General features: G+C 68.2%; 23 protein-coding genes. 10 read left to right on the forward strand and 13 right to left on the reverse strand.

The features are described 5' to 3' along the window. Positions 1-3 precede the first annotated feature (3 nt). Genes napG through ACKTT0_RS04330 form a run of 4 tightly spaced genes read left to right on the forward strand, consistent with a single transcriptional unit; the run spans position 4 to position 2,797 of the window. On the forward strand, positions 4-786 hold the full coding sequence (gene napG / locus ACKTT0_RS04315) for a ferredoxin-type protein NapG (RefSeq protein WP_407848419.1): 783 nt from the start codon (positions 4-6) through the stop codon (positions 784-786). Next, positions 783-1,715, forward strand: coding sequence for a quinol dehydrogenase ferredoxin subunit NapH (gene napH, locus ACKTT0_RS04320; protein WP_407848421.1), 933 nt, complete (start codon positions 783-785; stop codon positions 1,713-1,715). Before napG ends, napH begins: the two co-directional genes overlap by 4 nt. After that, positions 1,712-2,167 (forward strand): nitrate reductase cytochrome c-type subunit, encoded by a 456-nt coding sequence (locus ACKTT0_RS04325; protein ID WP_407848422.1) that lies wholly within the window; start codon positions 1,712-1,714, stop codon positions 2,165-2,167. Before napH ends, ACKTT0_RS04325 begins: the two co-directional genes overlap by 4 nt. A 12-nt stretch (positions 2,168-2,179) precedes the next feature. Further along, entirely contained in the window at positions 2,180-2,797 is a 618-nt protein-coding gene (locus ACKTT0_RS04330; RefSeq protein WP_407848423.1) for a NapC/NirT family cytochrome c, read from the forward strand. Positions 2,798-2,809: 12 nt separating this feature from the next. Here ACKTT0_RS04330 and ACKTT0_RS04335 read toward each other — a convergent pair whose 3' ends face one another. The 3 genes from ACKTT0_RS04335 to ACKTT0_RS04345 form a co-directional block, all read right to left on the reverse strand. Continuing rightward, positions 2,810-3,703, reverse strand: coding sequence for a ZIP family metal transporter (locus tag ACKTT0_RS04335; RefSeq protein ID WP_407848425.1), 894 nt, complete (start codon positions 3,701-3,703; stop codon positions 2,810-2,812). 35 nt (positions 3,704-3,738) lie between these two features. Continuing rightward, on the reverse strand, positions 3,739-4,353 hold the full coding sequence (locus ACKTT0_RS04340; RefSeq protein WP_407848427.1) for a superoxide dismutase: 615 nt from the start codon (positions 4,351-4,353) through the stop codon (positions 3,739-3,741). 62 nt (positions 4,354-4,415) lie between these two features. Beyond that, entirely contained in the window at positions 4,416-4,982 is a 567-nt protein-coding gene (locus tag ACKTT0_RS04345) for a hypothetical protein (protein ID WP_407848428.1), read from the reverse strand. Between the two features lie 186 nt (positions 4,983-5,168). On the opposite strand from ACKTT0_RS04345, the gene ACKTT0_RS04350 reads away from it, so the two are divergent. From ACKTT0_RS04350 to ACKTT0_RS04370, 5 genes are read left to right on the forward strand one after another with little or no spacing between them, the layout of a single operon-like run. Continuing rightward, positions 5,169-5,957 carry a hydroxypyruvate isomerase family protein gene (locus ACKTT0_RS04350; protein WP_407848430.1) on the forward strand — a complete coding sequence of 263 codons (789 nt, stop codon included), beginning with the start codon at positions 5,169-5,171 and terminating at the stop codon, positions 5,955-5,957. Positions 5,958-5,999: 42 nt separating this feature from the next. After that, a complete protein-coding gene (locus ACKTT0_RS04355; protein WP_407848431.1) occupies positions 6,000-7,310 on the forward strand; it encodes a Rieske 2Fe-2S domain-containing protein in 1,311 nt (436 codons plus the stop codon). 56 nt (positions 7,311-7,366) lie between these two features. Continuing rightward, complete coding sequence (locus ACKTT0_RS04360) at positions 7,367-8,338, forward strand: Bug family tripartite tricarboxylate transporter substrate binding protein (protein WP_407848432.1); 972 nt, start codon at positions 7,367-7,369, stop codon at positions 8,336-8,338. A gap of 33 nt (positions 8,339-8,371) precedes the next feature. Then, complete coding sequence (locus ACKTT0_RS04365) at positions 8,372-9,322, forward strand: PDR/VanB family oxidoreductase (RefSeq protein WP_407848434.1); 951 nt, start codon at positions 8,372-8,374, stop codon at positions 9,320-9,322. Between the two features lie 40 nt (positions 9,323-9,362). Beyond that, positions 9,363-10,463 (forward strand): tartrate dehydrogenase, encoded by a 1,101-nt coding sequence (locus ACKTT0_RS04370; RefSeq protein WP_407848435.1) that lies wholly within the window; start codon positions 9,363-9,365, stop codon positions 10,461-10,463. Here ACKTT0_RS04370 and ACKTT0_RS04375 read toward each other — a convergent pair. Further along, the gene (locus ACKTT0_RS04375; RefSeq protein WP_407848437.1) at positions 10,444-11,340 is read right to left on the reverse strand and encodes a LysR substrate-binding domain-containing protein; all 897 of its coding nucleotides are present in this window, start codon (positions 11,338-11,340) and stop codon (positions 10,444-10,446) included. The two genes, ACKTT0_RS04370 and ACKTT0_RS04375, sit on opposite strands and share 20 nt — an antisense overlap. A gap of 76 nt (positions 11,341-11,416) precedes the next feature. Between ACKTT0_RS04375 and ACKTT0_RS04380 the strand changes: the two genes are divergently transcribed. Then, positions 11,417-12,268: a fumarylacetoacetate hydrolase family protein gene (locus ACKTT0_RS04380; protein WP_407848438.1), complete on the forward strand. Its 852-nt coding sequence runs from the start codon at positions 11,417-11,419 to the stop codon at positions 12,266-12,268. A gap of 7 nt (positions 12,269-12,275) precedes the next feature. Here the strand turns inward: ACKTT0_RS04380 and ACKTT0_RS04385 are convergent, their stop codons facing one another. From ACKTT0_RS04385 to fabG, 9 genes are all read right to left on the reverse strand, one after another. Further along, a complete protein-coding gene (locus ACKTT0_RS04385; protein ID WP_407848440.1) occupies positions 12,276-13,481 on the reverse strand; it encodes a BaiN/RdsA family NAD(P)/FAD-dependent oxidoreductase in 1,206 nt (401 codons plus the stop codon). Positions 13,482-13,677: 196 nt separating this feature from the next. Then, positions 13,678-14,493 carry an enoyl-CoA hydratase/isomerase family protein gene (locus ACKTT0_RS04390; RefSeq protein WP_407848442.1) on the reverse strand — a complete coding sequence of 272 codons (816 nt, stop codon included), beginning with the start codon at positions 14,491-14,493 and terminating at the stop codon, positions 13,678-13,680. Positions 14,494-14,529: 36 nt separating this feature from the next. Then, positions 14,530-15,660 (reverse strand): CaiB/BaiF CoA transferase family protein, encoded by a 1,131-nt coding sequence (locus ACKTT0_RS04395; protein WP_407848444.1) that lies wholly within the window; start codon positions 15,658-15,660, stop codon positions 14,530-14,532. A gap of 17 nt (positions 15,661-15,677) precedes the next feature. Then, the gene (locus ACKTT0_RS04400) at positions 15,678-16,415 is read right to left on the reverse strand and encodes an IclR family transcriptional regulator (protein ID WP_028352721.1); all 738 of its coding nucleotides are present in this window, start codon (positions 16,413-16,415) and stop codon (positions 15,678-15,680) included. 62 nt (positions 16,416-16,477) lie between these two features. Next, entirely contained in the window at positions 16,478-17,653 is a 1,176-nt protein-coding gene (locus tag ACKTT0_RS04405; protein WP_407848446.1) for an acyl-CoA dehydrogenase family protein, read from the reverse strand. After that, positions 17,650-18,417 (reverse strand): citryl-CoA lyase, encoded by a 768-nt coding sequence (locus tag ACKTT0_RS04410; RefSeq protein ID WP_407848448.1) that lies wholly within the window; start codon positions 18,415-18,417, stop codon positions 17,650-17,652. Before ACKTT0_RS04410 ends, ACKTT0_RS04405 begins: the two co-directional genes overlap by 4 nt. Beyond that, on the reverse strand, positions 18,414-20,549 hold the full coding sequence (locus ACKTT0_RS04415; protein ID WP_407848449.1) for an acetate--CoA ligase family protein: 2,136 nt from the start codon (positions 20,547-20,549) through the stop codon (positions 18,414-18,416). The genes ACKTT0_RS04410 and ACKTT0_RS04415 overlap by 4 nt, the downstream gene beginning before the upstream one ends. Next, on the reverse strand, positions 20,546-21,025 hold the full coding sequence (locus tag ACKTT0_RS04420) for a MaoC/PaaZ C-terminal domain-containing protein (RefSeq protein ID WP_407848450.1): 480 nt from the start codon (positions 21,023-21,025) through the stop codon (positions 20,546-20,548). Before ACKTT0_RS04420 ends, ACKTT0_RS04415 begins: the two co-directional genes overlap by 4 nt. Before the next feature lie 33 nt (positions 21,026-21,058). Continuing rightward, positions 21,059-21,811 carry a 3-oxoacyl-ACP reductase FabG gene (gene fabG, locus ACKTT0_RS04425; protein WP_407848451.1) on the reverse strand — a complete coding sequence of 251 codons (753 nt, stop codon included), beginning with the start codon at positions 21,809-21,811 and terminating at the stop codon, positions 21,059-21,061. Positions 21,812-21,834 lie beyond the last annotated feature (23 nt).

Consider the following 21,834-nt stretch of genomic DNA (forward strand, 5'->3'; position numbering starts at 1 on the left):
GCCATGACGGATCAAGCCTCCGCTTCCCCGGCCAGCCGCCGCCAGTTCCTGCAGCAGTCGGCTGCCGCCATCGGCGGCGCCTGCGCCGTGACCCTGGGCCTGGGCCTGTACGCACGGCAAGCCGGCTCGCTGCCGGCCACCGCCCTGCGCCCGCCCGGCGCTCTGCCGGAAGCCGACTTCCTGGCGGCCTGCGTACGCTGCGGGCTGTGCGTGCGCGCCTGCCCCTATGACACCCTGAAGCTAGCGACGCTGGGGCGCGCCGTCCCCACCGGCACGCCTTACTTCGACGCGCGCGCGGTGCCGTGCGAAATGTGCGAGGACATCCCGTGCGTGCCCGCCTGCCCCACCGGCGCCCTGGACCACGGCCTGACCGACATCGAGGACGCCCGCATGGGGCTGGCGGTGCTGATCGACCAGGAAACCTGTCTGAACTATCTCGGCCTGCGCTGCGACGTGTGCTATCGCGTCTGCCCGCTGATCGACGAGGCCATCACCCTGGAACTGCATCACAATCCGCGCTCCGACCGCCATGCCATGCTGCTGCCCACCGTCCATTCCGACCGGTGCACCGGCTGCGGCAAGTGCGAGCAAAGCTGCGTGCTGCCCGGCGCGGCGGCCATCAAGGTCTTGCCGCACGCGATCGCCCAGGGCTCGGCCGCGGGCCACTATCGCAAGGGCTGGGAAGAGGCCGAAAAAGCCGGCGGCTCGCTGATCGGCGAACAGGTCCAATTGCCGGTGCGCGGCCTGGATGATCCCGCGCCCGCTACTTCCGGAAGCCAGCCATGAACCACGTGCCTCCCAAGCCCAGGCGTCCCAACGTCGCCGGACGCAATCCCACGGCGGCCGCCACCGCCAGCAAGGGCTGGCTGCGCGCCAACCGCTGGCTGCTGCTGCGGCGCGCCACGCAGGCCGGGCTGCTGGCCCTGTTCCTGATCGGGCCGGCGACCGCATGGCTGGCGCAGCATGGCATCCTGGACCAGCCATGGTGGCCGGTGAAAGGCAACCTGTCGTCGAGCCTTACGCTCGACCTCCTGCCCCTGACCGATCCCTACCAACTGGCGCAAAGCCTGGCCGCCCTGCATCTGCCGCGGCGCACGGCCATCATCGGCGCCGCCATCGTGCTGGGGTTCTACCTGCTGTTCGGCGGGCGCCTGTACTGTTCGTGGGTGTGCCCCATGAACGCCGTCACCGATACGGCCGCGTGGCTGCGCCGCAAGCTGAAGATCCGCGCCAGCGGCCGCACGCCGCCCAAGCACCTGCGCATGTGGTTGCTGGCGGCGACCCTGGTCGCCTCGACGGCCACCGGCACCATCGCCTGGGAATGGGTCAATCCGGTGTCGATGTTCCATCGCGCGCTGGTGTTCGGCTTCGGAGCGGTCTGGGCGCTGGTGCTGGGCGTGTTCCTGTACGACTTGCTGGTCGCCCCGCGCGGCTGGTGCGGGCATGTCTGCCCGGTCGGCGCCTTCTACGGGCTGCTGGGGAAAACCGCCCTGCTGCGGGTCAATGCCGCCGGGCGCGCGGCCTGCGACGACTGCATGGACTGCTACAACGTCTGCCCCGAACCCCAGGTCATCCGTCCGGCGCTCAAGTCCGCCGGCCAGGACCACCCCGTCATCCTCGCCCCCGACTGCACCACGTGCGGCCGCTGCGTCGACGTCTGCAGCAAGGATGTATTCCACATGAGCCACCGGTTCTCCCACAGGAGTCAACAATGAAAAGCGCCATCCACAGGATCGCCCTCGGCCTGCTCGCGGGCCTGCTGATCGGCATCCCGCCGGTTTCCGCCGACGATGCGGCCACGGTCAAGAGCCTGCGCCAGAACTCGGTGGCGGAGTCCGAGCATCATGCGAATACCTACCGGCAGGAGCTCGACGTGGGCGCCACCCTGCCCCGCGACTTCGTCCAGCAGCCGCCCCTGGTGCCGCACGCCAGCAGCAACTACCCCGTGACGCTCAAGTTCAACAAGTGCCTGGACTGCCACGCCTGGGGGCGCGCGCAGGCCACCAACTCGCCGAAGATCTCCATCACGCACTTTCGCGACGCCGCCGGACGCGAACTGTCGTCGGTCAGCCCCAGCCGCTATTTCTGCATGCAATGCCATGTCACCCAGAGCGATGCCAAGCCACTGGTGGAGAATATTTTCCAACGCGTCCCCAGCCTGAACTAGAGAGCGTGCAGCATGAAACCGATCAACTGGATAAAGGGCCTGCCGCGACGGGCGTGGGGCATCGTGTTCAGCTCGATGGGCCTGGCGTTCGTGCTGGGCATCGTATTCTGGGGCGGCTTCAACACGGTCATGGAATGGACCAACACCGAGAGCTTCTGCATCTCGTGCCATGAAATGAACGATAACGTCTACCAGGAATACCGCAATACCGTCCACTACTCGAATCCCACCGGGGTGCGCGCGGTGTGCTCGGATTGCCACGTCCCCAAGGAATGGGGCCCGAAGATGGTGCGCAAGATATACGCGTCCAACGAGCTGCTGCACCATTTCCTGGGCACCATCGATACGCGCGAGAAATTCGAGGCCAAGCGCGCGCAGCTGGCCCAGAACGAATGGCGCCGCATGAAGGCCAACAACTCACAGGAATGCCGCAACTGCCACGACTACAGCTACTTCGACTATGCCGGGCAGAGCCCCCGGTCGGCGCGCATGCACCAGCAGGGGTTCGACGAAGGCCAGACCTGCATCGATTGCCACAAGGGCATCGCCCACAGCCTGCCGGCCATCGAGCAGTCCATTGGGCAGCCCAAGCCCGACGGCCTCCCGGCCAGCCTGCTGCATCCCGATTGAGCGCGAGCGCCGCTACGCCAGCGCGGTATCCAGCAGCATCATCAACACGAAGCCGAGCATCAAGCCGCAGGTGGCATAGACCTCATGCCCCTTGCGGTGCGACTCGGGGATGATCTCGTGGCTGATGACGAACAACATCGCGCCCGCGGCGAACCCCAGGCCCCAGGGCAGCAGCGCGGCCGACCACCCCACCACCACGGCGCCCAGCACCGCGCCGGCCGGCTCGACCAGCCCGGACAGCATGCCGAGCGCCACGGCGAAACTGCGGCGATAGCCGGCCGACAACAAGGCCAGCGCCACCACCAGCCCTTCCGGCACGTCCTGGATGGCGATGCCGGTTGCCAGGGCGCTGCCGCGCACCGGGTCATTGCCGACGTAGCCCACGCCGATCGCCAGACCTTCAGGCAGGTTGTGCAGCGCGATGGCGAACACGAACAGCCAGGTGCGCCGCAAGCGGTGCACCTCGATGCCTTCCTTGCCCTTGATGAAGTGCTCATGAGGCAGCAGCCGGTCCATGGCCAGCAGCACCGCCGCGCCAAGCAGCACGGCGCCGCCGACGATCAGCCCGGCGCCCCATGGGCCATGGCCCAATTGGCCGGCGGCATCGATGCCGGGAGCGACCAGGGAAAAAGCGCATGCCGCCAGCATCACGCCTGCGCCGAACCCGAACATCGTGTCCTGCACCTTCTCGGACAGCGACTGCGAGAACATGACCGGCACCGTCCCCAGCGCGGTCGCGCCGGCGGCCAGCAGGCCGCCAGCCAGCGCGTCCGCCACATGCGGCGCGCGCGGGGCCAGGTACTGCCAGAGCGAATGCGCGCCCAGGCAGGCCACCAGCACGGCCAGCGTCCAGACGCTGATGCTGGTGGCCTGCGGGCGGACCCGGTGACGGCTGAAGGTATTCATGCAGGGCCTTCGCGGACGGCGGCGAGCGGGCGGCCTCAGGCCTTGGCGGCTTCGTAGCGGCGCGCCACTTCGTTCCAGTCGATCACGTTGAAAAAGGCGCCGATGTATTCCGGGCGGCGATTCTGGTACTTCAGGTAGTACGCGTGTTCCCACACGTCCAGACCCAGCACAGGCGTATTGCCGTGCATCAGCGGACTGTCCTGATTGGCCGAACTCTCGACCGTCAGCTTGCCTTCCGGCGTGACGCTGAGCCAGGCCCAGCCGCTGCCGAAGCGCGTCAACGCGGCTTTGGTGAAGGCGTCGCGAAACGCCTCCATGCCGCCCAGCTCGGCATCGATGGCCGCGGCCAGCCGGCCTTGCGGCTGGCCGCCGCCCTGCGGCGACATCACGGTCCAGAACAGGCTGTGGTTGGCGTGGCCGCCGCCGTTGTTGCGCACGGCCGTGCGCACCGATTCGGGCAGGGTGTCGATGCGCCCCACCAGCTGTTCCACGGGCTGGTCGGCCGGCAGCCCCGCTCCTTCGAGCGCGGCGTTGAGGTTGTTGATATAGGTCTGGTGATGCTTGGTGTAGTGGATTTCCATCGTCAGCGCATCGATGTGCGGCTCCAGCGCATCGTAGGCGTATGGCAAATCGGGCAAGGTATAGGCCATGCAAAACTCCTTCTCGGGCTTCCGTGGCGGAAGCGGTTCATCGCGCCGGCAGGCCGGCGCGCTCAATGCCGGGGTTCGGCGCCGTCGCGCCAGGGCAGCGCGGCGGCGCGGCAGGCGCGGTCGTGGCCAGGATGCCGCCGCAAGAACTGCAACAACTCGGCATACGTAACACGGCCGTGGCGCCACGCTGCCGCGCGCCAGCAAGCATCCAACGCCGTATCGACAGCCATTTCATGCAGCAACCCGTGTGCCCGGCAGACGTGCGCGCCGGCGAGGCCCGCGCGCTGGTGCAATTCGGCCCGGTTGTGATGCGACACGAGCAGCGCGGCGATCGCGGTATCCGCATCACTGGCGCGGCCCGGCAAGATATCGGCCAAGCTCAGCGCGGCGCGATATTGCATCAGCGCCGTGGCCATGTCGGCGCGGTCCAGCGCGCGATTGCCCCGTAGCGTGGCCCGCTGCCACGCACCCAGGCAGGGTTCGGTGGCAGGGGGCGAGACGGCGGCGGACCTAGGTTGGGCCTGGACCATGAAGGCGCTCGATTCAGTCATGCAAAGATAATTCAAATGATAGTCATTTTTATTCAATATAACAATCGTACGCCGAGCCACCAGCAGCACGGCGGCCACATGCGAGCGCCGTCCGTCGGTCGCCGCGCCAATTCTGCCGGGGCCGGCCTGGCGCGTCCATAAGCTTTCCTAATCCATCCATAGGGTCACTTGCATTGTTCCCGCGCCATGCAGGCCGTAGATTGTCGGCCGTACGACAGGGCGACAGGCCCTGCACCAGACGCGAGATATCACCAAGGAGACTGCATGTTGCGTTTCGATCCCAACCTGCGCTGGATGTTCACCGAACTGCCCATGCCGCAGCGCTACGGCGCCGCCGCGCGTGCCGGCTTCAAGGGCGTGGAGGTGGCGTTCCCCTACGAGTACCCCGCCGGCCAGATCGCCGAGCTGCTGGGCGAGCATGGCTTGACCCTGGTGCAGGTGCTTACCCCCTGCGATTGGGCCGCCGGCGAGCGCGGCATCGCGGCGCTGCCGGGGCGCGAGGCCGACTTCCGGCGCAGCGTGGACCACGCGGTGGAATACGCCGTGCAGGTGGGCGGCCCCATGGTGCACGCCATGGCGGGGAACATTCCCGCGGGCATCGACCGGGCCCGATGCCGCGACGTTTTCCTGGAGAACATCGCCTACGCAGCCGACGCCACCGGCCGCGAGGGCCTGACCTTGATCCTGGAACCCTGTTGCCGGGCGCGCTTTCCCGATTATTTCTACAGCCGCATCGACGAAGGCCTGGCCTGCATCGAGGCCATCGGCAAGCCCAATGTGAAGCTGTGCTTCGACACTTATCACGTGCAGATGGAAGAAGGCAATCTCACTGATACGCTGCGCCGCGCCTACCCCCACGTGGGGCATGTGCAGATCGGCAATGTGCCGGGCCGGCACGAACCGGGCACGGGAGAAATCCATTTCCCCTGGTTCTTCGCACAGCTGGAGGCATTGGGGTGGGATCGCTGGGTCGGCTGCGAGTACGAACCCTCGGGGCCGACCACGGACACCCTGCAATGGGGCGCCCCCTATGGCATCGGCGGGTCGCGCTGAGACGCACGCCGGGACACAAGAAGCTACTGCAAGGATGCAAGCATGCTGAGCGCTGCTGATAACGAACTGTTGACCCGCACCGACGCGGACCAGCCCATGGGGCAATATTTCCGGTGCTTCTGGCAGCCGGTGGCACTGTCGGCCGAGTTGCCCGAACCCGACTGTACGCCGCTGCGCGTGCAGGTGCTGGGCGAGAAGCTGCTGGCTTTTCGCGATACGCAAGGGCGCGTGGGGCTGGTCGACCCGGTCTGCCCGCATCGCGGCGCCGATCTGTATTACGGCCGCAACGAAGACTGCGGGTTGCGCTGCGTGTTCCATGGCTGGAAGTTCGGCGTGGACGGCAAGGCCATGGACTTGCCGAATGTGGCGCCCGACTCCAATTATCACCGCGACATGGCTATCAAGGCCTACCCCACGCGCGAGTATGGCGGCATCGTGTGGGCCCATCTGGGCCCGCAGGACGGGGACGGCGAACTGCCGGAAGTGCCCCGGCTGGAGTTCGGCGAGCTGCCCGACACTCATCGCTTCGTGACCAAGAAGCGCCAGGAATGCAATTGGGCCCAGGCGATCGAAGGCGCGCTGGACACGTCCCATTTCTCGTTCCTGCACATGCCGGCGCCGTCGGTGCCGTCCAACGAAAATCCCGACGCGCCCGCCGACGAACAGCGCCTGGCGTGGATACGCCGCGACCCCATGCCGCGCTTCTCGATCCAGGCCCACGACGTGGGCTTCGTGGTGGGCGGCGCGCGGCAGGCGGGCGGCCAGAACATATATTGGCGCATGGCGCAGTTCGCCCTGCCCTCGCACAGCACGACCCCGTCGACGTTGCCCGGCGAGAACTATTTCGGCTACACCTTCGTGCCCATCACCGATACGGCATGCTGGATATACACCTATGTGTGGAACCCCGACCGCCCGCTGACCGAACAGGAACGGGCGCAGCTGCAAGGCGGGCACGGCGTGGTGGCCGAAGTCGGGCCCGACTACCTGCCCCTGCGCAACAAGTCCAACGAATACCTGCTCAATCGCATGGACCAGAAGCACAAGACCTTCACGGGCGTGCATGGGGTGGCCGAGCAGGACGCGATGATCCAGGAAAGCCAGGGCGCGATCGCCGACCGCACGCGCGAGCACCTGACCGCCACCGATGCCGCGATCGTGCGCTTCCGGCGCACCGTGTTGGCCGGCGCCAAGGCGCTGGCCAATGGCAACCCGCCGCAGGCGCCATGGCGCCACGACAGCTACCGGCTGCGCTCGGGCAGCTGGGTGGCCAGCGAGGGCACGCCCTTCGAAGACATCATGAAGGAACGCTTCGGCGATCCAGTAGGCCGGGTCCAGGCTGCCAAGGCCTGATACCCGGTGGGCAAGACCCGCCGAGACAGGCGGGCCCACCAACCAAAGGAGAGAGCATGACCCTATCCCTACGCAAACTGTGCGCGGCGACCTCGCTGCTGTTCTTTGCCTGTGGCGCGGCCGCGGCCGACTACCCGACCAAGCCGGTGCGACTGATCGTGCCGTACGCGGCGGGCGGCTCGACCGATAGCACCGCGCGCCTGGTCGCCAAGGCGCTGGCGCAACGGCTGGGCCAGCCATTCGTGGTCGAGAACCGCGCCGGGGCGGGCGGCATGATCGGGCAGGACGTGGTGGCCAAGGCGCCCGCCGACGGCTACATGCTGCTGTTCAGCGCCGCCGGCCCGCTGACCGTCACCCCCCACGCCTATCCCAAGCTGCCTTACGACGCCATCGATTCGTTCACGCCGATCAAGCTGGTGGCCGAATCGCCGCTGGTGCTGGTGGCCAACCCCAAGACCGGCTTCAAGACCGTGCACGACCTGATCGAGGCGGCGCGCGCCAAGCCGGGCACGGTGACCTATGCCTCGTTCGGCAACGGCAGCGCGGCCCACCTGGCGGGCGAACTGTTCAAGTCGATCGCGAAAGTCGACATGGTGCATGTGCCGTACAAGGGCAGCGCGCCGGGCCTGGTGGATGTCATCAGCGGCCAGGTCGACGTCATGTTCGACGTATTGGTGTCGGCCTTGCCACACGTGCAGAGCGGTTCACTGGTACCGCTGGCCATCACGCTGGGCAATCGTTCGCGCCTGATGCCGGCAGTACCGACCATGCAGGAGGCCGGCGTGGACGGCTTCGAGGCGGGCACCTGGTTCGCGGTGCTGGGCCCCAAGGGCCTGCCGGACGACGTGGTGGCGCGCCTGTCCCAGGCGCTGGATGAAACGATGCAGACCCCCGGGTTCCAGCAGGCCATGATCGCGCAGGGCGCCGAAGTGGCCAGCGGCACGCCGGAATCGTTCGCGCGCTTCTTCCGCGCCCAGTACGACAAGTGGGGCAAGGTCGCCCACATGGCCGGCATCAAGGCCCAGTGACCCGCCCGCCACCGCCCGATTTCCCCGCGCATCATGAGCAACGAGTCCCTGCTTTCCTTACGGGTTCGCTCCATTTCCGAAGAGGCACGTGGCATCCATGCTTACGAATTCGTCTCGAGCGATGACCGCCCCCTGCCCCCGTTCACGGCCGGCGCGCATATCTCGCTGGCACTGCCGGGCGGCATGCGGCGCAGCTACTCGCTGACGAATTCGCAACGCGAGCGCCATCGCTACGTGGTGGCGGTGAACCTCGACCCGCGCAGCCGCGGCGGCTCGCGCTACCTGCACGAGCGCGTCCGCGTCGGCGACGTGCTGCAGGCCGGCGCGCCGCAGAACGCCTTCGCGCTGGTCGAGCAGGCGCGGCAGTCGGTATTCATTGCCGGCGGCATCGGGATCACCCCGATACGCGCCATGATCCGGCGCCTGAACGACCTGGGAAAGGACTGGACGCTGCACTACTGCGCCCGGGCTTCCGCCGCGGCGGCCTTCACGACCGAGTTGGCCGGCGACGAGCGGGTGCGCTTCTACTTCGACCAGGCCGAGCCGGCCGACCGGCTGGATATCGGCAGCCTGGTCGCCGGCCTGCCGTCGCATGCGCATGTCTATTGCTGCGGGCCGGCCTCGATGCTGGACGCCTTCCTGGCCGCCACGTCGCGGCTGCCGGCCGAACGCGTGCACTACGAGCGCTTCGCCGCCGGGCAGGCGCCCGCGCAGGCGGGTGGTTACACCGTCACGCTGGCCCGCAGCGGCCGCAGCCTGCCGGTGCGGGCGGGCCAGACGATCCTGCAGGTGCTGCAGGAAGCCGGGCTGGATCCGGTGTTTTCCTGCGGCCAGGGAGTATGCGGCAGTTGCGAGACCTCCGTGCTGGCCGGCCGCCCCGACCATCGCGACCAGGTGCTCAGCGCGGACGAACGGGCCGCCGGGCGCAGCATGATGATCTGCTGCTCGGGCAGCCTGGACGACAACCTGGTGCTCGACCTGTAGCGGCTTGAATACTGCTTTATCCTGCCTTCGGAGTCATGTAGTGAAACGTCAACGTATCGCGGTCATCGCCGGCGACGGCATCGGCCAGGAAGTCATGCCGCAGGGCGTGCGGGTATTGCAGGTGGCCGCCGAGCGCTTCGGGCTGGAGCTGGCCTTCGAGCACCACGACTGGGGCTGCCATCAATATGCCCGCTGGAACGCCTGGATGCCCGATGACTGGAAAGACCGCCTGGCCGGCGTGGACGCACTGTTCTTTGGCGCCTGCGGCTGGCCGGCCACGGTGCCCGACCATATCTCGCTCTGGGATTCCGTTCTGAAGTTCCGCCGCGAGTTCGACCAGTACGTGAACCTGCGGCCGGTGCGCCTGATGCCCGGAGTGCCCTGCCCGCTGGCCGGCCGCGGCGCGGGCGACATCGACTATTGGGTCGTGCGCGAAAACACCGAGGGAGAGTATTCCAGCGTGGGCGGGCGCATGTTCGTCGGCACCGACCGGGAAATCGCCTGCCAGCAGGCCACCTTCACCCGCGTGGGGGTCGACCGGGTGCTGCGCCACGCGTTCGAGTTCGCCCGCGCGCAGGGCCGCGCCAGCGTGACCTCGGCTACCAAGTCCAACGGCATCAACATCACCATGCCGTTCTGGGACGAGTGCTTCCAGCGCATCGCCCAGGAATACCCCGACATCCGGGCGGAACAATTCCATATCGACGCGCTCACCATCAAGATGGTGCTGGACCCGGGCCGCTTCGACGTGATCGTGGCGTCGAACCTGTTCGGCGACATCCTGTCGGACCTGGGGCCCGCCACGGCGGGGACGATCGGCATCGCGCCGTCGGCCAACCTCGACCCGCAAGGCCGCTTCCCGTCGCTGTTCGAGCCGGTGCACGGATCGGCGCCGGACATCTACGGCAAGGGCGTGGCCAACCCCATCGCCCAGATCTGGTCGGGTGCCATGATGCTGTCCCACCTGGGCCATCGCGAAGCGGCCCGGGCGGTGCAGTCGGCCGTCGAGGCCGTGCTGGCCGATGGCCCGCGCACCCGCGACCTGGGGGGCACCGCCGGCACGGCCGAAGTCGGCGAGGCGGTGTGCCGGCGCTTGCGTGCGCCGCAAGCGGCCACCCACCCTACCCCCGGTCGGCCATGAACTGGGACAGGAACGCCTTCAGGCTTTGCGCGGCCGGCGACAGGCTGCGGCCCTTCTTGGTGAAGACGGACACCTGGCGATGAATCACCGGATCCTGAACTGGGATGCCGGTCACGCCGTACGACGACAGCAACGGCGTCGAGTACGACGGCAGCGCGGTCAGCCCATGGCCCCACTTCACCATGCCGATGGCGGTAGTCAGGTAAGACACCGAATGCGCCGGCTCGAGCACCAGGGAATCGGACCAGGCGCGCAGGTCGGCCTGCAGACGCACGGTGAAGTCCAGCGGCAGGCTGATGAACGGATACTCGAGCACCTGCTTCCAGGTGACCTTCTTCTTGCGCACCAACGGATGCGTGCGCGGGCAGATGAGCTGGATGCGGTCCTGGAACAGCCGTTCCTGCCGCATGCCGGCGGGCGTGGGGCGCTGCGGCGCAATGCCGAAATCGGCCTCGTCGTTGAGCACGCGCACCAGGACCTGCTCGTTGGGCATGTCCAGCATGCGCACGTTGATGCCGGGATAGCGCTGGCCGAACGCGGCCAGGATTTCCGGCATGAGCGCCTGGCTGTAGAGCAGCGTACAGGCCACGCGCACGCTGCCGCGCTGGCGCTCGTGCAGCTGCAGCGTGCTGTGCACGGCGTTGTCGAGGTCGTCGAGCACCTTCACGGCCAGCGGATAGAACTCGGCGCCCGTGACCGACAGGTGGGTATTGCGGCTGTTGCGATCCAGCAGCCGGAAGCCCAGTTCGCTTTCCAGCTCGCGCAGCAACAGGCTCAGCGCCGACTGCGTCACGTGCATGTGCTTGGCGGCCTCGGTGAAGCTGCCCGCATTGGCCACGTTCACGAACGCGCGCAGTTGCTTGATGGTGATGTTCATGGGCGTAGCGGTTCAAACATCGGTTCGCCATTCTAAGGCCCCCCCGCTTGTTAACGATAGAACGAAGGAGATCGACATGAAACTGCTCAGTTACCACCGGCAAGGCCAAGCATCCTGGGGCCTGCTTTCGGAAGACGGCCGCGTGATCGACGGCCCGTCGCTGACACAGGGCCGCTACCCGTCGCTGCGCGCCGCGCTGCAGGCCCAGGCATTGCCCGATATCGCGCGCACCGCGCAGGGCCGCGCCGCCGACTTCGGCCTGGACGACGTACAGCTGCTTCCCGTGATCCCGGACCCGGGCAAGATCCTGTGCGTAGGCTTGAACTACGAGGAGCATCGCCGCGAGACCCGGCGCGCGCCCACCGGCGAGCCGACGCTGTTCCTGCGTGTGGCAAGCTCGCAAGTGGGGCACGGGCAGGCCATCCTGTGCCCCGCTGAATCGCACAAGCTCGACTACGAAGGCGAAATCGCCGTGGTGATCGGCAAGCGGGGACGCCGCATCAGCGAAGCCAGCGCCTACGGGCACATCGCCGGCTACGCGCCCTACAACGACGCCTCGGTGCGCGACTGGCAGCAGCATACGACCCAGTGGACGCCGGGCAAGAACTTCGACGCCACCGGCGCGTTCGGCCCGTGGATGGCCACCCGCGACGAAGTCCCGGACGGCGCCGACCTGTCGCTGACCACGCGGCTGAACGGCGAAGTGATGCAACATGCCAGCACCGCGCAGCTGATCTTCGGCATTCCCCGGCTGATCCACTACATCTCGCGCTTCGCCACGCTGGAACCGGGCGACGTGATCGTCACGGGCACACCCGGCGGCGTGGGCTTCAAACGCACCCCGCCCCTGTTCATGCAGGACGGCGACGTGGTCGAAGTCGAGGTGGCGGGCGTCGGCCGCCTGTCGAACCGCGTGCGGGCCGGCTAGCGCCGGTTCACAGCGCGCGCCCGCAGGCCACGCCCGAGGCCCAGGCCCACTGGAAGTTGTAGCCGCCCAGCCAGCCGGTAACGTCCACCGCCTCGCCGATGAAGTAAAGCCCGGGCACGCCGCGCGCCTGCATGGATTTCTGGTCCAGGCCGCGGGTATCGACCCCGCCCCGCATGACCTCGGCCTTCTTGTAGCCCGCCGTGCCGCTGGGCACCAGGCGCCACTGGTGGATATCGGCGGCCAGCGCGCGCAAGACCTTGTCGGGCGTGTCGGCCAGCCGGGCGGCGGCCAGCTTGCTGCTGCCGCCCTGCTCTGCCTGCAGCCATTGGTCGGCCAGCCGCCGCGGCCAGAGCCCGGCCAGCACCGTGTGCAATTGCTGGCGGCTGCCGGGCTTGGCGGCGATCAGCTCGGCCGCCAGGTCGCGGCCGGGCGCCAGGTCCAGCACGATGGGTTCGCCGGGCTGCCAGTAACTGGATATCTGCAGGATGGCCGGCCCGGACAGCCCGCGATGCGTGAACAGCAAGTCTTCCAGGAACTCGCCGCGCGCGCGTCCGGCGCCGGTGCTGAGCGAGACTTCCAGCGCCACGCCCGAGAGTTCGGCGTAGGGCCGCCAATGCGCCGGGTCGAACGTCAGCGGAACCAGGGCGGGCCGGGGCTCGATCACCTTCAGGCCGAACTGGCGCGCGACCTTCAGGGCGAAATCGGTGGCGCCCAGTTGCGGGATCGCCATGCCGCCGGTGGCCATGACCAGCTTGGCGGCGCGAATCTCGCCCTGGCTGGTGCGCAGCACGTAGCCCGCCTCCTCGCGGCCGATCTCCGCCACGCGGCACGGCATGCGCCAATGTACGCCGCCGGCCTGGCATTCGGCGCGCAGCATCTCGATGATGGCTTCGCTGCTGTCGTCGCAGAACAGCTGGCCGCGATGCTTCTCGTGCCAGGCGATGCGGTGGCGCCGCACCAGCGCCAGGAAATCCTGCGGCGTATAGCCCGCCAGCGCCGAGCGGCAGAAATGCGGGTTGTCGGACAGGAAGTTGGCCGGCCCGGCGCCGATGTTGGTGAAATTGCAGCGGCCGCCGCCGGAAATGCGGATTTTCTCGGCCAGCCGCTCGGCGTGGTCGACCAGCACGACCTGCAGGCCGCGCTGGCCGGCCACGGCGGCGCACATCATGCCGGCCGCGCCGGCGCCGATGACGGCAACGTCGTAGGCGCTCATGGCGCGGTGGTCCGGCAGCCGGGCTGGCCACGCACGGCGACGGCGGCGCGCACGGCGATCCGGCGCAGGCCGGCGATGGGGCAATGGGGGCGGGGCGGCAAGGACATAGCCCGCTATTTGACCAGATCGCCGGCCATTGCGCGGGCGGCCCCGCCGGGCGCCGGCGCATGCGGGACGCCAGCCAGGCGATCGAACCCTAGGCCTGTTCTTCGTCCGCGCCCCAGCGATAGACCGGCGGGCGCTTGTCGATGAAGCGGGCGGCGGCCTCCCGGTGGAAGGCCGTGGAACGTGCAATGCCCTGGCCGGCGGCCTCCAGGTCCAGCATGGTGTTCAGGTCGCTGTTCAGCGAGGCGTTGAACAGCCGCTTGGTCAGGCTCAGGGCGGTCAGCGGCAGTTTGCTCATGCTGGCGGCCAGCGCCTGGGCGCGCGAGTGCACCTGCGATTCGGGAACGACCTCGAACACCACTCCCATGTCGCGGGCCTCCTCGGCGCCGAACTCGCGGGTGGAAAACGCCAGCTCCTTGGCCCGCTGCAGGCCGACGATGCGGGGCAGCGTATAGAACACGCCGCAGTCCGGCACGGCGCCCAGCCGCAGGAACGACAGGCAGAAGCGGGCACGGGGCGAAGCCAGGACCAGGTCGGCGGTCAGTGCCAGCCCCACGCCGGCGCCATAGGCCGGCCCGTCCACCACGGCGATAATGGGCCGGTCCAGGTTGAGCAGGTCGGCGATGACGATCTGCAGGTTCAGCATCCGGTCGCGCGCCTCGTCGGCGGCGGTGTCGGCGGTCATGGTGCTGATGTCGCCACCCGCGCAGAAGGCGCCGCCCGCCCCCTGCAGGATCAGCACCTTGATCGCGCGGTCGCGGCGCACGGCGGCCACGGCCTCGCCCAGTTCGGCGCGCATGGTCTGGTCCAGCGCGTTGCGCCGCTCGGGCCGGTTCAGCGTCAGCGTAGCGACGTGATCGGCGACCGCGAACTGGATCGCCTGGTATGTCCGGCGGGGTTCCTGCATGATGTCTCCTTGAATGCAACGTCGGTTGCGGCGCCATCAGGCGATGATGCCCTGCTGCCTGAGCCGGGCGATATCGTCGGCCGAATGCCCCAGCTCGGCCAGCAGCGCATCGGTGTGCTGCCCCGCCCGGGTGACCGGCCCGGGCGCGCCCTGGGTGCGGCTGAAGCGCGGCGCCGGCGCCGGATGGACGATGCCGTCGGTTTCCTGGAAGCTGTTGCGCGCCCGGTGATGCGGGTGGGCGCGCGCTTCTTCGAAATCCAGCACCGGGGCGAAGCAGGCATCGGTGCCTTCGAGCAGTTCGCACCATTGCTGGCGCGTGCGGGTCGCGAACAGTCGTTCCAGCTTTTGGCGCAACGCCGGCCACGCGGCCCGGTCCCATTGCGCCTGGAACTCGGGGTCATCCAGGCCGCAGCGTTCCAGCAGCAACGCGTAGAACTGTGGCTCGATCGCCCCGACGGAAATGAACTTGCCGTCGGCGCAGGCATAGCACCCGTAGAATGGCGCGCCGCCATCCAGCATGTTCGCCTGCCGGTCCAGCGTCCATTTGCCGCTGGCCAGCATGCCATGGTAGGCCGTGGCCAGGGTGGACACGCCATCGCAGATCGCGGCATCCACCACCTGGCCCTGGCCGCTCTGGCGCGCCTCGAACACCGCGCTGACAATGCCCAGGGCCAGCATCATGCCGCCACCGCCGATATCGCCCAGCAGGTGCAGAGGCGGGGTGGGCGGCCGGTCGGCATGGCCCATGGCGCACAGCGCGCCGGTGATGGCGATGTAGTTCAGGTCGTGCCCCGCGGCCTGGGCCAGCGGGCCGGTCTGCCCCCAACCGGTCATGCGGCCATACACCAGCCGGGGATTGCGCGCCAGGCAGATATCCGGCCCCAGCCCCAGGCGCTCCATGACGCCGGGACGAAACCCTTCTATCAACGCATCGGCCGACTCCACCAGATCCAGCACGATGGCGGCCGCGCCGGGCTGCTTGATATCCAGCGCCAGGGAACGCCGCCCCCGGTCCACGATGGTGCCGCCCCCGCCCAGGAAACCCGGGGCCTTGCGGTCGATCCTGATGACCTCGGCCCCCAGGTCGGCGAGCATCATGGCGCAGAACGGCCCCGGCCCGATCCCGGCCAGTTCCAGTATCCGCAGCCCGTTCAATGGTCCTGGCATGTCTCCCCCTGCATTGCCTATGATTCGAAAAACTCGGCGCGCGCCTTGAGCATGATCGCCACATTGGCGTCGAAGTTCTTCTCCATGCGCGAAGTAGGCCCCACCACCGACATGGCGGTCAGCTGGCCGCCGACGTATCCCGCGATGCCGATGGCGAACACGCCTTCGTTGCCCTCGTCCTTGGTGAAATAGTATTTTTTCTCGCGGCCTTCGATGATCTGCTTGCGGAACGCCTCCTTGTCCACGATGCTCTTGCTGGTGACGGCGGCCATGGGCAGGGTTTCGATCAGCGCATCGCGGGCCTTGGCGTCCATGGTGCCCAGCAGGGCCTTGCCCAGTGCGGAGGTGTGCAGGTCCACCATCGTGCCGGGCTTGAGCACGTACCGCAGCGCCCGCGGGCTTTCCTGGCAGGCGAATATCTGCACGCGGTTGCCGTCCAGGTGCGCGCACATGGACGACTCGCCCGACTGCCGGCTGAGGATCTCCAGCGCTTCCGCCGCGAAGATCTGCATGGGGTCGGCGGCCGCGATGCCCTTCGCCACGTCCAGCAGGCGCGCGGTCGGATGGAAGAAGCGGGTCTTGGGCGCGCGCAGCAGATAGCCCGCCTGCCGCAGGGTGTACAACAGGTCGGAACAGCTGCTGTCCGCCAGGCCGAGCAGGCGGGCCATTTCCGAGTTGCTCAGCGGCCGGCGCTCTCTGGCGTAGACCTCGAACACTTGAAGTACACGTTGTGCGGTCGGGAGAATCTGGGGCATGGGCTTCGATGGTTGCGGTGAAGGTCGCTATGAGGATGACGGGCCGTCCATTGCGCTGCCGATCACTTCAAGGCCGAAACGCCCAAGACGCTCTGCGCGATCAGCAGCGACTGGATCTGGTTGGTTCCCTCGGCAATGCTCAGGTGCCGTGCGTCGCGATAATAACGCTCGACGGGAAACAAGGCCGTATAGCCCGCGCCGCCGTGCACCTGCAACGCCTGCTCGGCCACGCGCAGCACGGCGTCGGTGGCATGGCGCTTGGCCATCGAGCACAGCATGTGGCTGTCGGGCGCGTCGCGATCGAGTGCGTCGGCGGCCCTGTAGCACAGCAGGCGCGAGGTCTCCACCAGCGTCAACATGTCTGCAATCATATGCTGGACCAACTGGAACCCGGCAATCGGCCGGCCGAACTGGACTCGCTCGCCGGCATAGCGCACCGCGGCCTCGCAGGCGGCCTCGGCAATGCCGAGCGCCGAGAACGCCACCACACAGCGGCCGATATTCAGGTACTTCTTGGCGAGCGCGAAACCGGCGCCTTCCGCGCCGACAAGATGCTCGCGCGGGATCTCGACATCGTCGAACAGCAGTTCGCCCAGCGGGCAGCTGTGCATGCCCATCTTGGGAATCGCGCTGACCGAGAACCCCGGCATCGTGCTCTCGAACAACAGGCAGGACACTTGGCGGCGGCCCGCCTCGCCGGTCCGGACGAACACCACGCCAAGTTCGCACACCGGGCCCAGGCTGATGTAGAGCTTGCGGCCGCTGACCTTCCAGCCCTGCGCGGTGGCCACCGCGCGCGTTTCGATATTGGCGGCGTCCGAGCCGATGTTGGGTTCGCTCAGCGCGAAGCTGGCGATCGCCTCGCCGCTGAGTATGCGCGGCAGGTACTTTTCCTTCAGCTCCGGCGAGCCGCCATCGGCCAGCACCGAAGCCGCCAGGTTGCTGGTGCTGACGATGCTGCGCAACGATGGCCACACACGCGCGACTTCGGCGATCAACATGCCGTAGGTGGTCATGGGCAATGCAAAGCCGCCGCTCGCTTCGGGCAACAGGCCGCCCAGCAGGCCGAAGCCGTGCATGGCGCGCACGATTTCCGCGGGCACCATGCGCGATTGGGCCTCATATTCGTCGACGATGGGCGCGACCTCGCTCTGCAGGTAGCGCCGCAGGGCATCCTGCAGTTCCACCTGGTCCGCGGACAACTGGAAATTCATGGGCAGATCCGGCATGGCGTTCATGGCTCGCGCTGCTCCGCCTGCAGTACCAGCTTCCACATCTGCGGCGCCGTGGGCGCGCCCGCTTCCTCGATGATGTGCGCGATCAGGCCGGCGGTGCGGCCCACCAGCGCCAGGCCGCGCGCCGCCTTCGGGTCCAGCCCCATGTCCGCGGCGATGGCGCCCATGGCGCCGGCGCCGTTGATGGGCAGGAACTTGCCGAATTCGGCCTGGTGGACGTCGGCGATGGCGTCCAGCAGGCGCCAGCATTTGCCGTAGTAGCCGTTCTCTTGCGACACCGTGCGCAGCGCGCCGACGCGCGGATCGCCGTTGACGTGGATGGGATGCCCGACGCCGGCGATCTTTCTCTTCTGCGCGGTGTAGCGCGTCAGCAGGTCGCGCGCGCGGTCCCGGAACTGGCCGGCCGGGCTGTCGGCCGCCAGGCCGTGGGTTTCTTCCGTGAGCATCTGGGCCACGTTCTGGGTCACGCCCAGGTAGCGGTCGCCCGCGCCCAGCAGCCCCGCGGCCACCGCGCCCTGGAGCGATTCGGGCGCGCCCAGGTACGTCAGGCGGGCCGCCATGGAGATAGGCGTGAAGCCATGGTCGCAGGACGTCACCAGGATGACGTTCATCATGCGCTTGAACCTGGGCTCTGGATAATGGCCCAGAATGCACAGGCACGCCATGTCGACGAAATCGGCATTCGGGATGATGTCGGTGGACAGGTTCTTGCCCCGCACGAAGATGTCTTCGGTGGTGGCATAGCCGATGCTGGTGCGTAGGGTCATGCGGTCTGCTCCGGTTCGATGGCGTCCTGCTCGAGTTCGCCGGACGCGATGATGAGCGCGTCCAGCGCGATGGCTCCCTGCCCCGGCGCCCCCACCCATACCGGGTTGAGCTCCAGCTCGACCAGCCGGCCGGCGTGGCGGGACGCGAATTCCGAGACTTGCAGTATCAGCGCGGTCAGCGCGTCGAGGTCGGCGGGCGGCTGCCCGCGCACGCCGTCCAGGATCGCGACGTTGCGGATCTCCCGGACCATGGCATGCGCATCGGCGTGCGTCAGCGGGATCATGCGGTGCGTGGTGTCGCGCAGGGTTTCCACCAAGATGCCGCCCAGGCCGAACGTCAGCACCTGGCCATAGGCGGCATCGCGATGCACGCCGATCAGGATCTCGCGGCCGCCGGCCGGCAGCATGGCTTCCACCAGCACGCCTTCGATGCGCGCCCCAGGCGCGGCCTGGGCGACGGCGGCGAGAATGCTGTCATAGGCCTGCGCGGCGGCGGCCGCGGAATCGATGTTCAGCCGCACGCCGCCGCATTCGGTCTTGTGGGCAATATCGGGACTGGCGACCTTCATCACCACCGGGAAGCCGATACGCGCGGCGATCTCGGCGGCCTGGCGCGCCGTGCCGGCCACTTCGTTGCGGGGCAGCGGAAAACCGGCGCGGCGCAGCACAGCCTTGGCCTGCGCCTCGCTGAATTGGCGCGGCGCGGCGGCGCCGACGGAATGGCCAGGCACCGCCGGCGCGGCGAGCGGCGCCGAGCCCTCGCGGGGCCAGACGCGCGACAGCGCGCCGATGGCGCCCGATATCGACAAGAAGGGCTGCAACCCATGCTGCTCCAGCAACTGGAACCCACCGCCCATGCGTCGGCTCATCCATACGGGGATGATGGGCGTGGCGGTAGATTGGGAGACCTCGATGATCGACCGCGCAATGCCATCGGTGACCTCGCCGTAGTCCATCGGGATGGGGAACAGCACGGCGCCGACATTGGGGTCGTCGCACACCACGCGCAGGCAGGTGTTGGCGGCTTCGGGATCGCGCAGGATGTCGGCGGTGGTATCGACCGGGTTGGCGATATTGGCGAACGCCGGCAGCAGGCTGCGCAGCCGCGTATTCGTCTGCTCGGTGAAGACGGCCATGGGCAGCCCGGCGGTGCCGGCGATATCGGTGGCCAGGGCGGCGGTGCCGCCCGAGAAGGTATAGATGCACAAGCCGCTGCCGTGCCGGGGCGCCGCCACCGCCAGCAGCCGAGTAACGGCCAGCAACTGGTCCAGGTCCTCGACCTCGATGGCGCCGAATTGGCGGAATACCGCGCTGTTGACCGCCGCGCTGCCGGCGATGGAGGCCGTATGCGACTGCGCCGCCCGCGCGCCGGCTTCGGAGTGCCCGACCTTGAGCACCACGACGGGCTTGCCGCGCTGGCGCGCGAGGTCCAGCGCCGCCGTCAGGCGCCGCCCGTCCTTGATGCCTTCCATCAGCAGGCCGATGACCTTGATGGCGGGGTCCTGCGCCATCCACGCGATGAAATCGGGAATTTCCAGGTCGACTTCGTTGCCCGCGGAGAACCACAGCCCGACCCCTTCGCCGTGGCTGAGGCCCTGCAGCAGGTTGCGGCCCAGCCCGCCGCCCTGGGTGGCCAGCCCGATCCCGCCGCCATTCAGGTCGTGCTGGAACGCGGGCGAGAACGTCATGCCGATGCGATCGCGCACATTGACGAAACCGGGGCAGTTGGGACCATACACGTGCAGGCCGGTGTCCTGGCACAGGCGGGCGATGGACCGCTCCAGTTCCTGGCCGGCCTCGCCCGCCTCGGAAAACCCGGAGGACATGACGATGGCGTAGGGAATCTTGCGCTCGACGCACTGGCGCAAGGCATCCAGCACGCGGCCGGCGTTGACGATGACCAGCGCCACGTCGATGGGCGCATCGGGCAATTCGCGGATCGACGGCCAGCATGGCGCGCCGTCGATCTCGTTGTACGCCGGGTTGACCGCGTACACCTGGCCAGGCAGGCGCGAGTGGCGCACCAGGTTCGCATACAGGCGCCCGCCCTGGCTGGCGGGCCGAGGCGAGGCCCCCACCACCACGACATTGACCGGGTTGATGAAGCGCGCGAGATCGGCGAAGGGCTTCATGCGGCGGCCTCCGGCGCGCGCATCAGCATGGCGAAATCCGCCTGCACCACGACCTCGCCGCGCTGGTTGACCGCCTCGCGCCGGAACACGACCTTGACGCGGCCGGGCCGGGCATCGGGCACGCATTTCGTGACAGTGACGCGCGCATGGACGGTATCGCCGATGAACGTGGGCTTGGGGAAACGGCAGTTCAGGTCGATCAGGGCCAGCACGCTGGGCTCGAGGCCGCGGTAGGCGACCGTCTGGGTGGTCAGCCCGGACAGCACCGACAGGACCAGCAGACCGTGGGCGATGCGCTGCCCGAAGCGGGTCGATTTGGCGTATTCGGCGTCGACGTGCAGCCGGTTGAAATCGCCCGACAGGCAGGCGAACTGCACTATGTCGGCTTCCGAAATGGTGCGGCCGGCCGATTCGAACGTATAGCCCACGTCCGGGAGCGCGGCTTGCCGGCCCGCCGGGCTGTCAGGGGTGTGCATGTTGTGGTGTCTCCTCTTCTTGTGGACGGCGGGTCAGCTCGAGTAGCGGCCCCCGGTGACGTGCAGGGTTTCGCCGGTGATGAAGCCGGCCCGCTCGGACGCCAGGAACGCGACGGCGTCGGCGATGTCTTCCACCGCGCCGAGCCGCTGCACCGGCTGGCGGGCCAGCGCGTTGGCGCGCAGCGTTTCATAGGTGGACAGCGCGCGGATCAGGTCGGTCTCGACAAAGCCGGGCGCGATGGCATTGGCCGTGATGTTGAACTTGCCCTGCTCGTAGGCCAGCGAGCGGGTGAAGCCGATCAGCCCCGCCTTGGCCGCCGAATAATTGGTCTGCCCGGGGTTGCCCAGGTGGGCGCGCGAGGCAATGTTGATGACCCGGCCCCAGCGCTTTTCCATCATGGACGGCAGCGCCGCCTTGGTGCAGTAGTACGCGCCCTTCAGGATGGTGTCCACCACCGCGTCCCAATCGGCTTCGGGCATTTTGGTCAGGTACTTGTCGCGGGTGAAGCCGGCGTTGTTGACCAGGATATCGATCGAGCCGAACTCGCCGACGGCGCGCTCGGCCAAGGCCTGGACCTGCTGCGCATCGCAGACATCGGCGACCACCCCGATGGCCTGGTGGCCGGCGTCCGCCAGTTGGCGCGTGGCCGCGTCGACCGCTTGCGGATTGATATCGGTAATGACAATGCGCGCGCCCTCGCGCGCCATGGCGAGCGCGGACGCGAAACCGATGCCCCGGCCCGACCCGGTGACCAGCGCGACTTTTCCCGTGAGTTGCAAATCCATTGTTTCCCCTTGGAGGCTGAGCT

The organism is Bordetella saccharivorans (assembly GCF_045862855.1).
Classification (GTDB): Bacteria; Pseudomonadota; Gammaproteobacteria; order Burkholderiales; family Burkholderiaceae_B; genus Bordetella_A; species Bordetella_A petrii_F.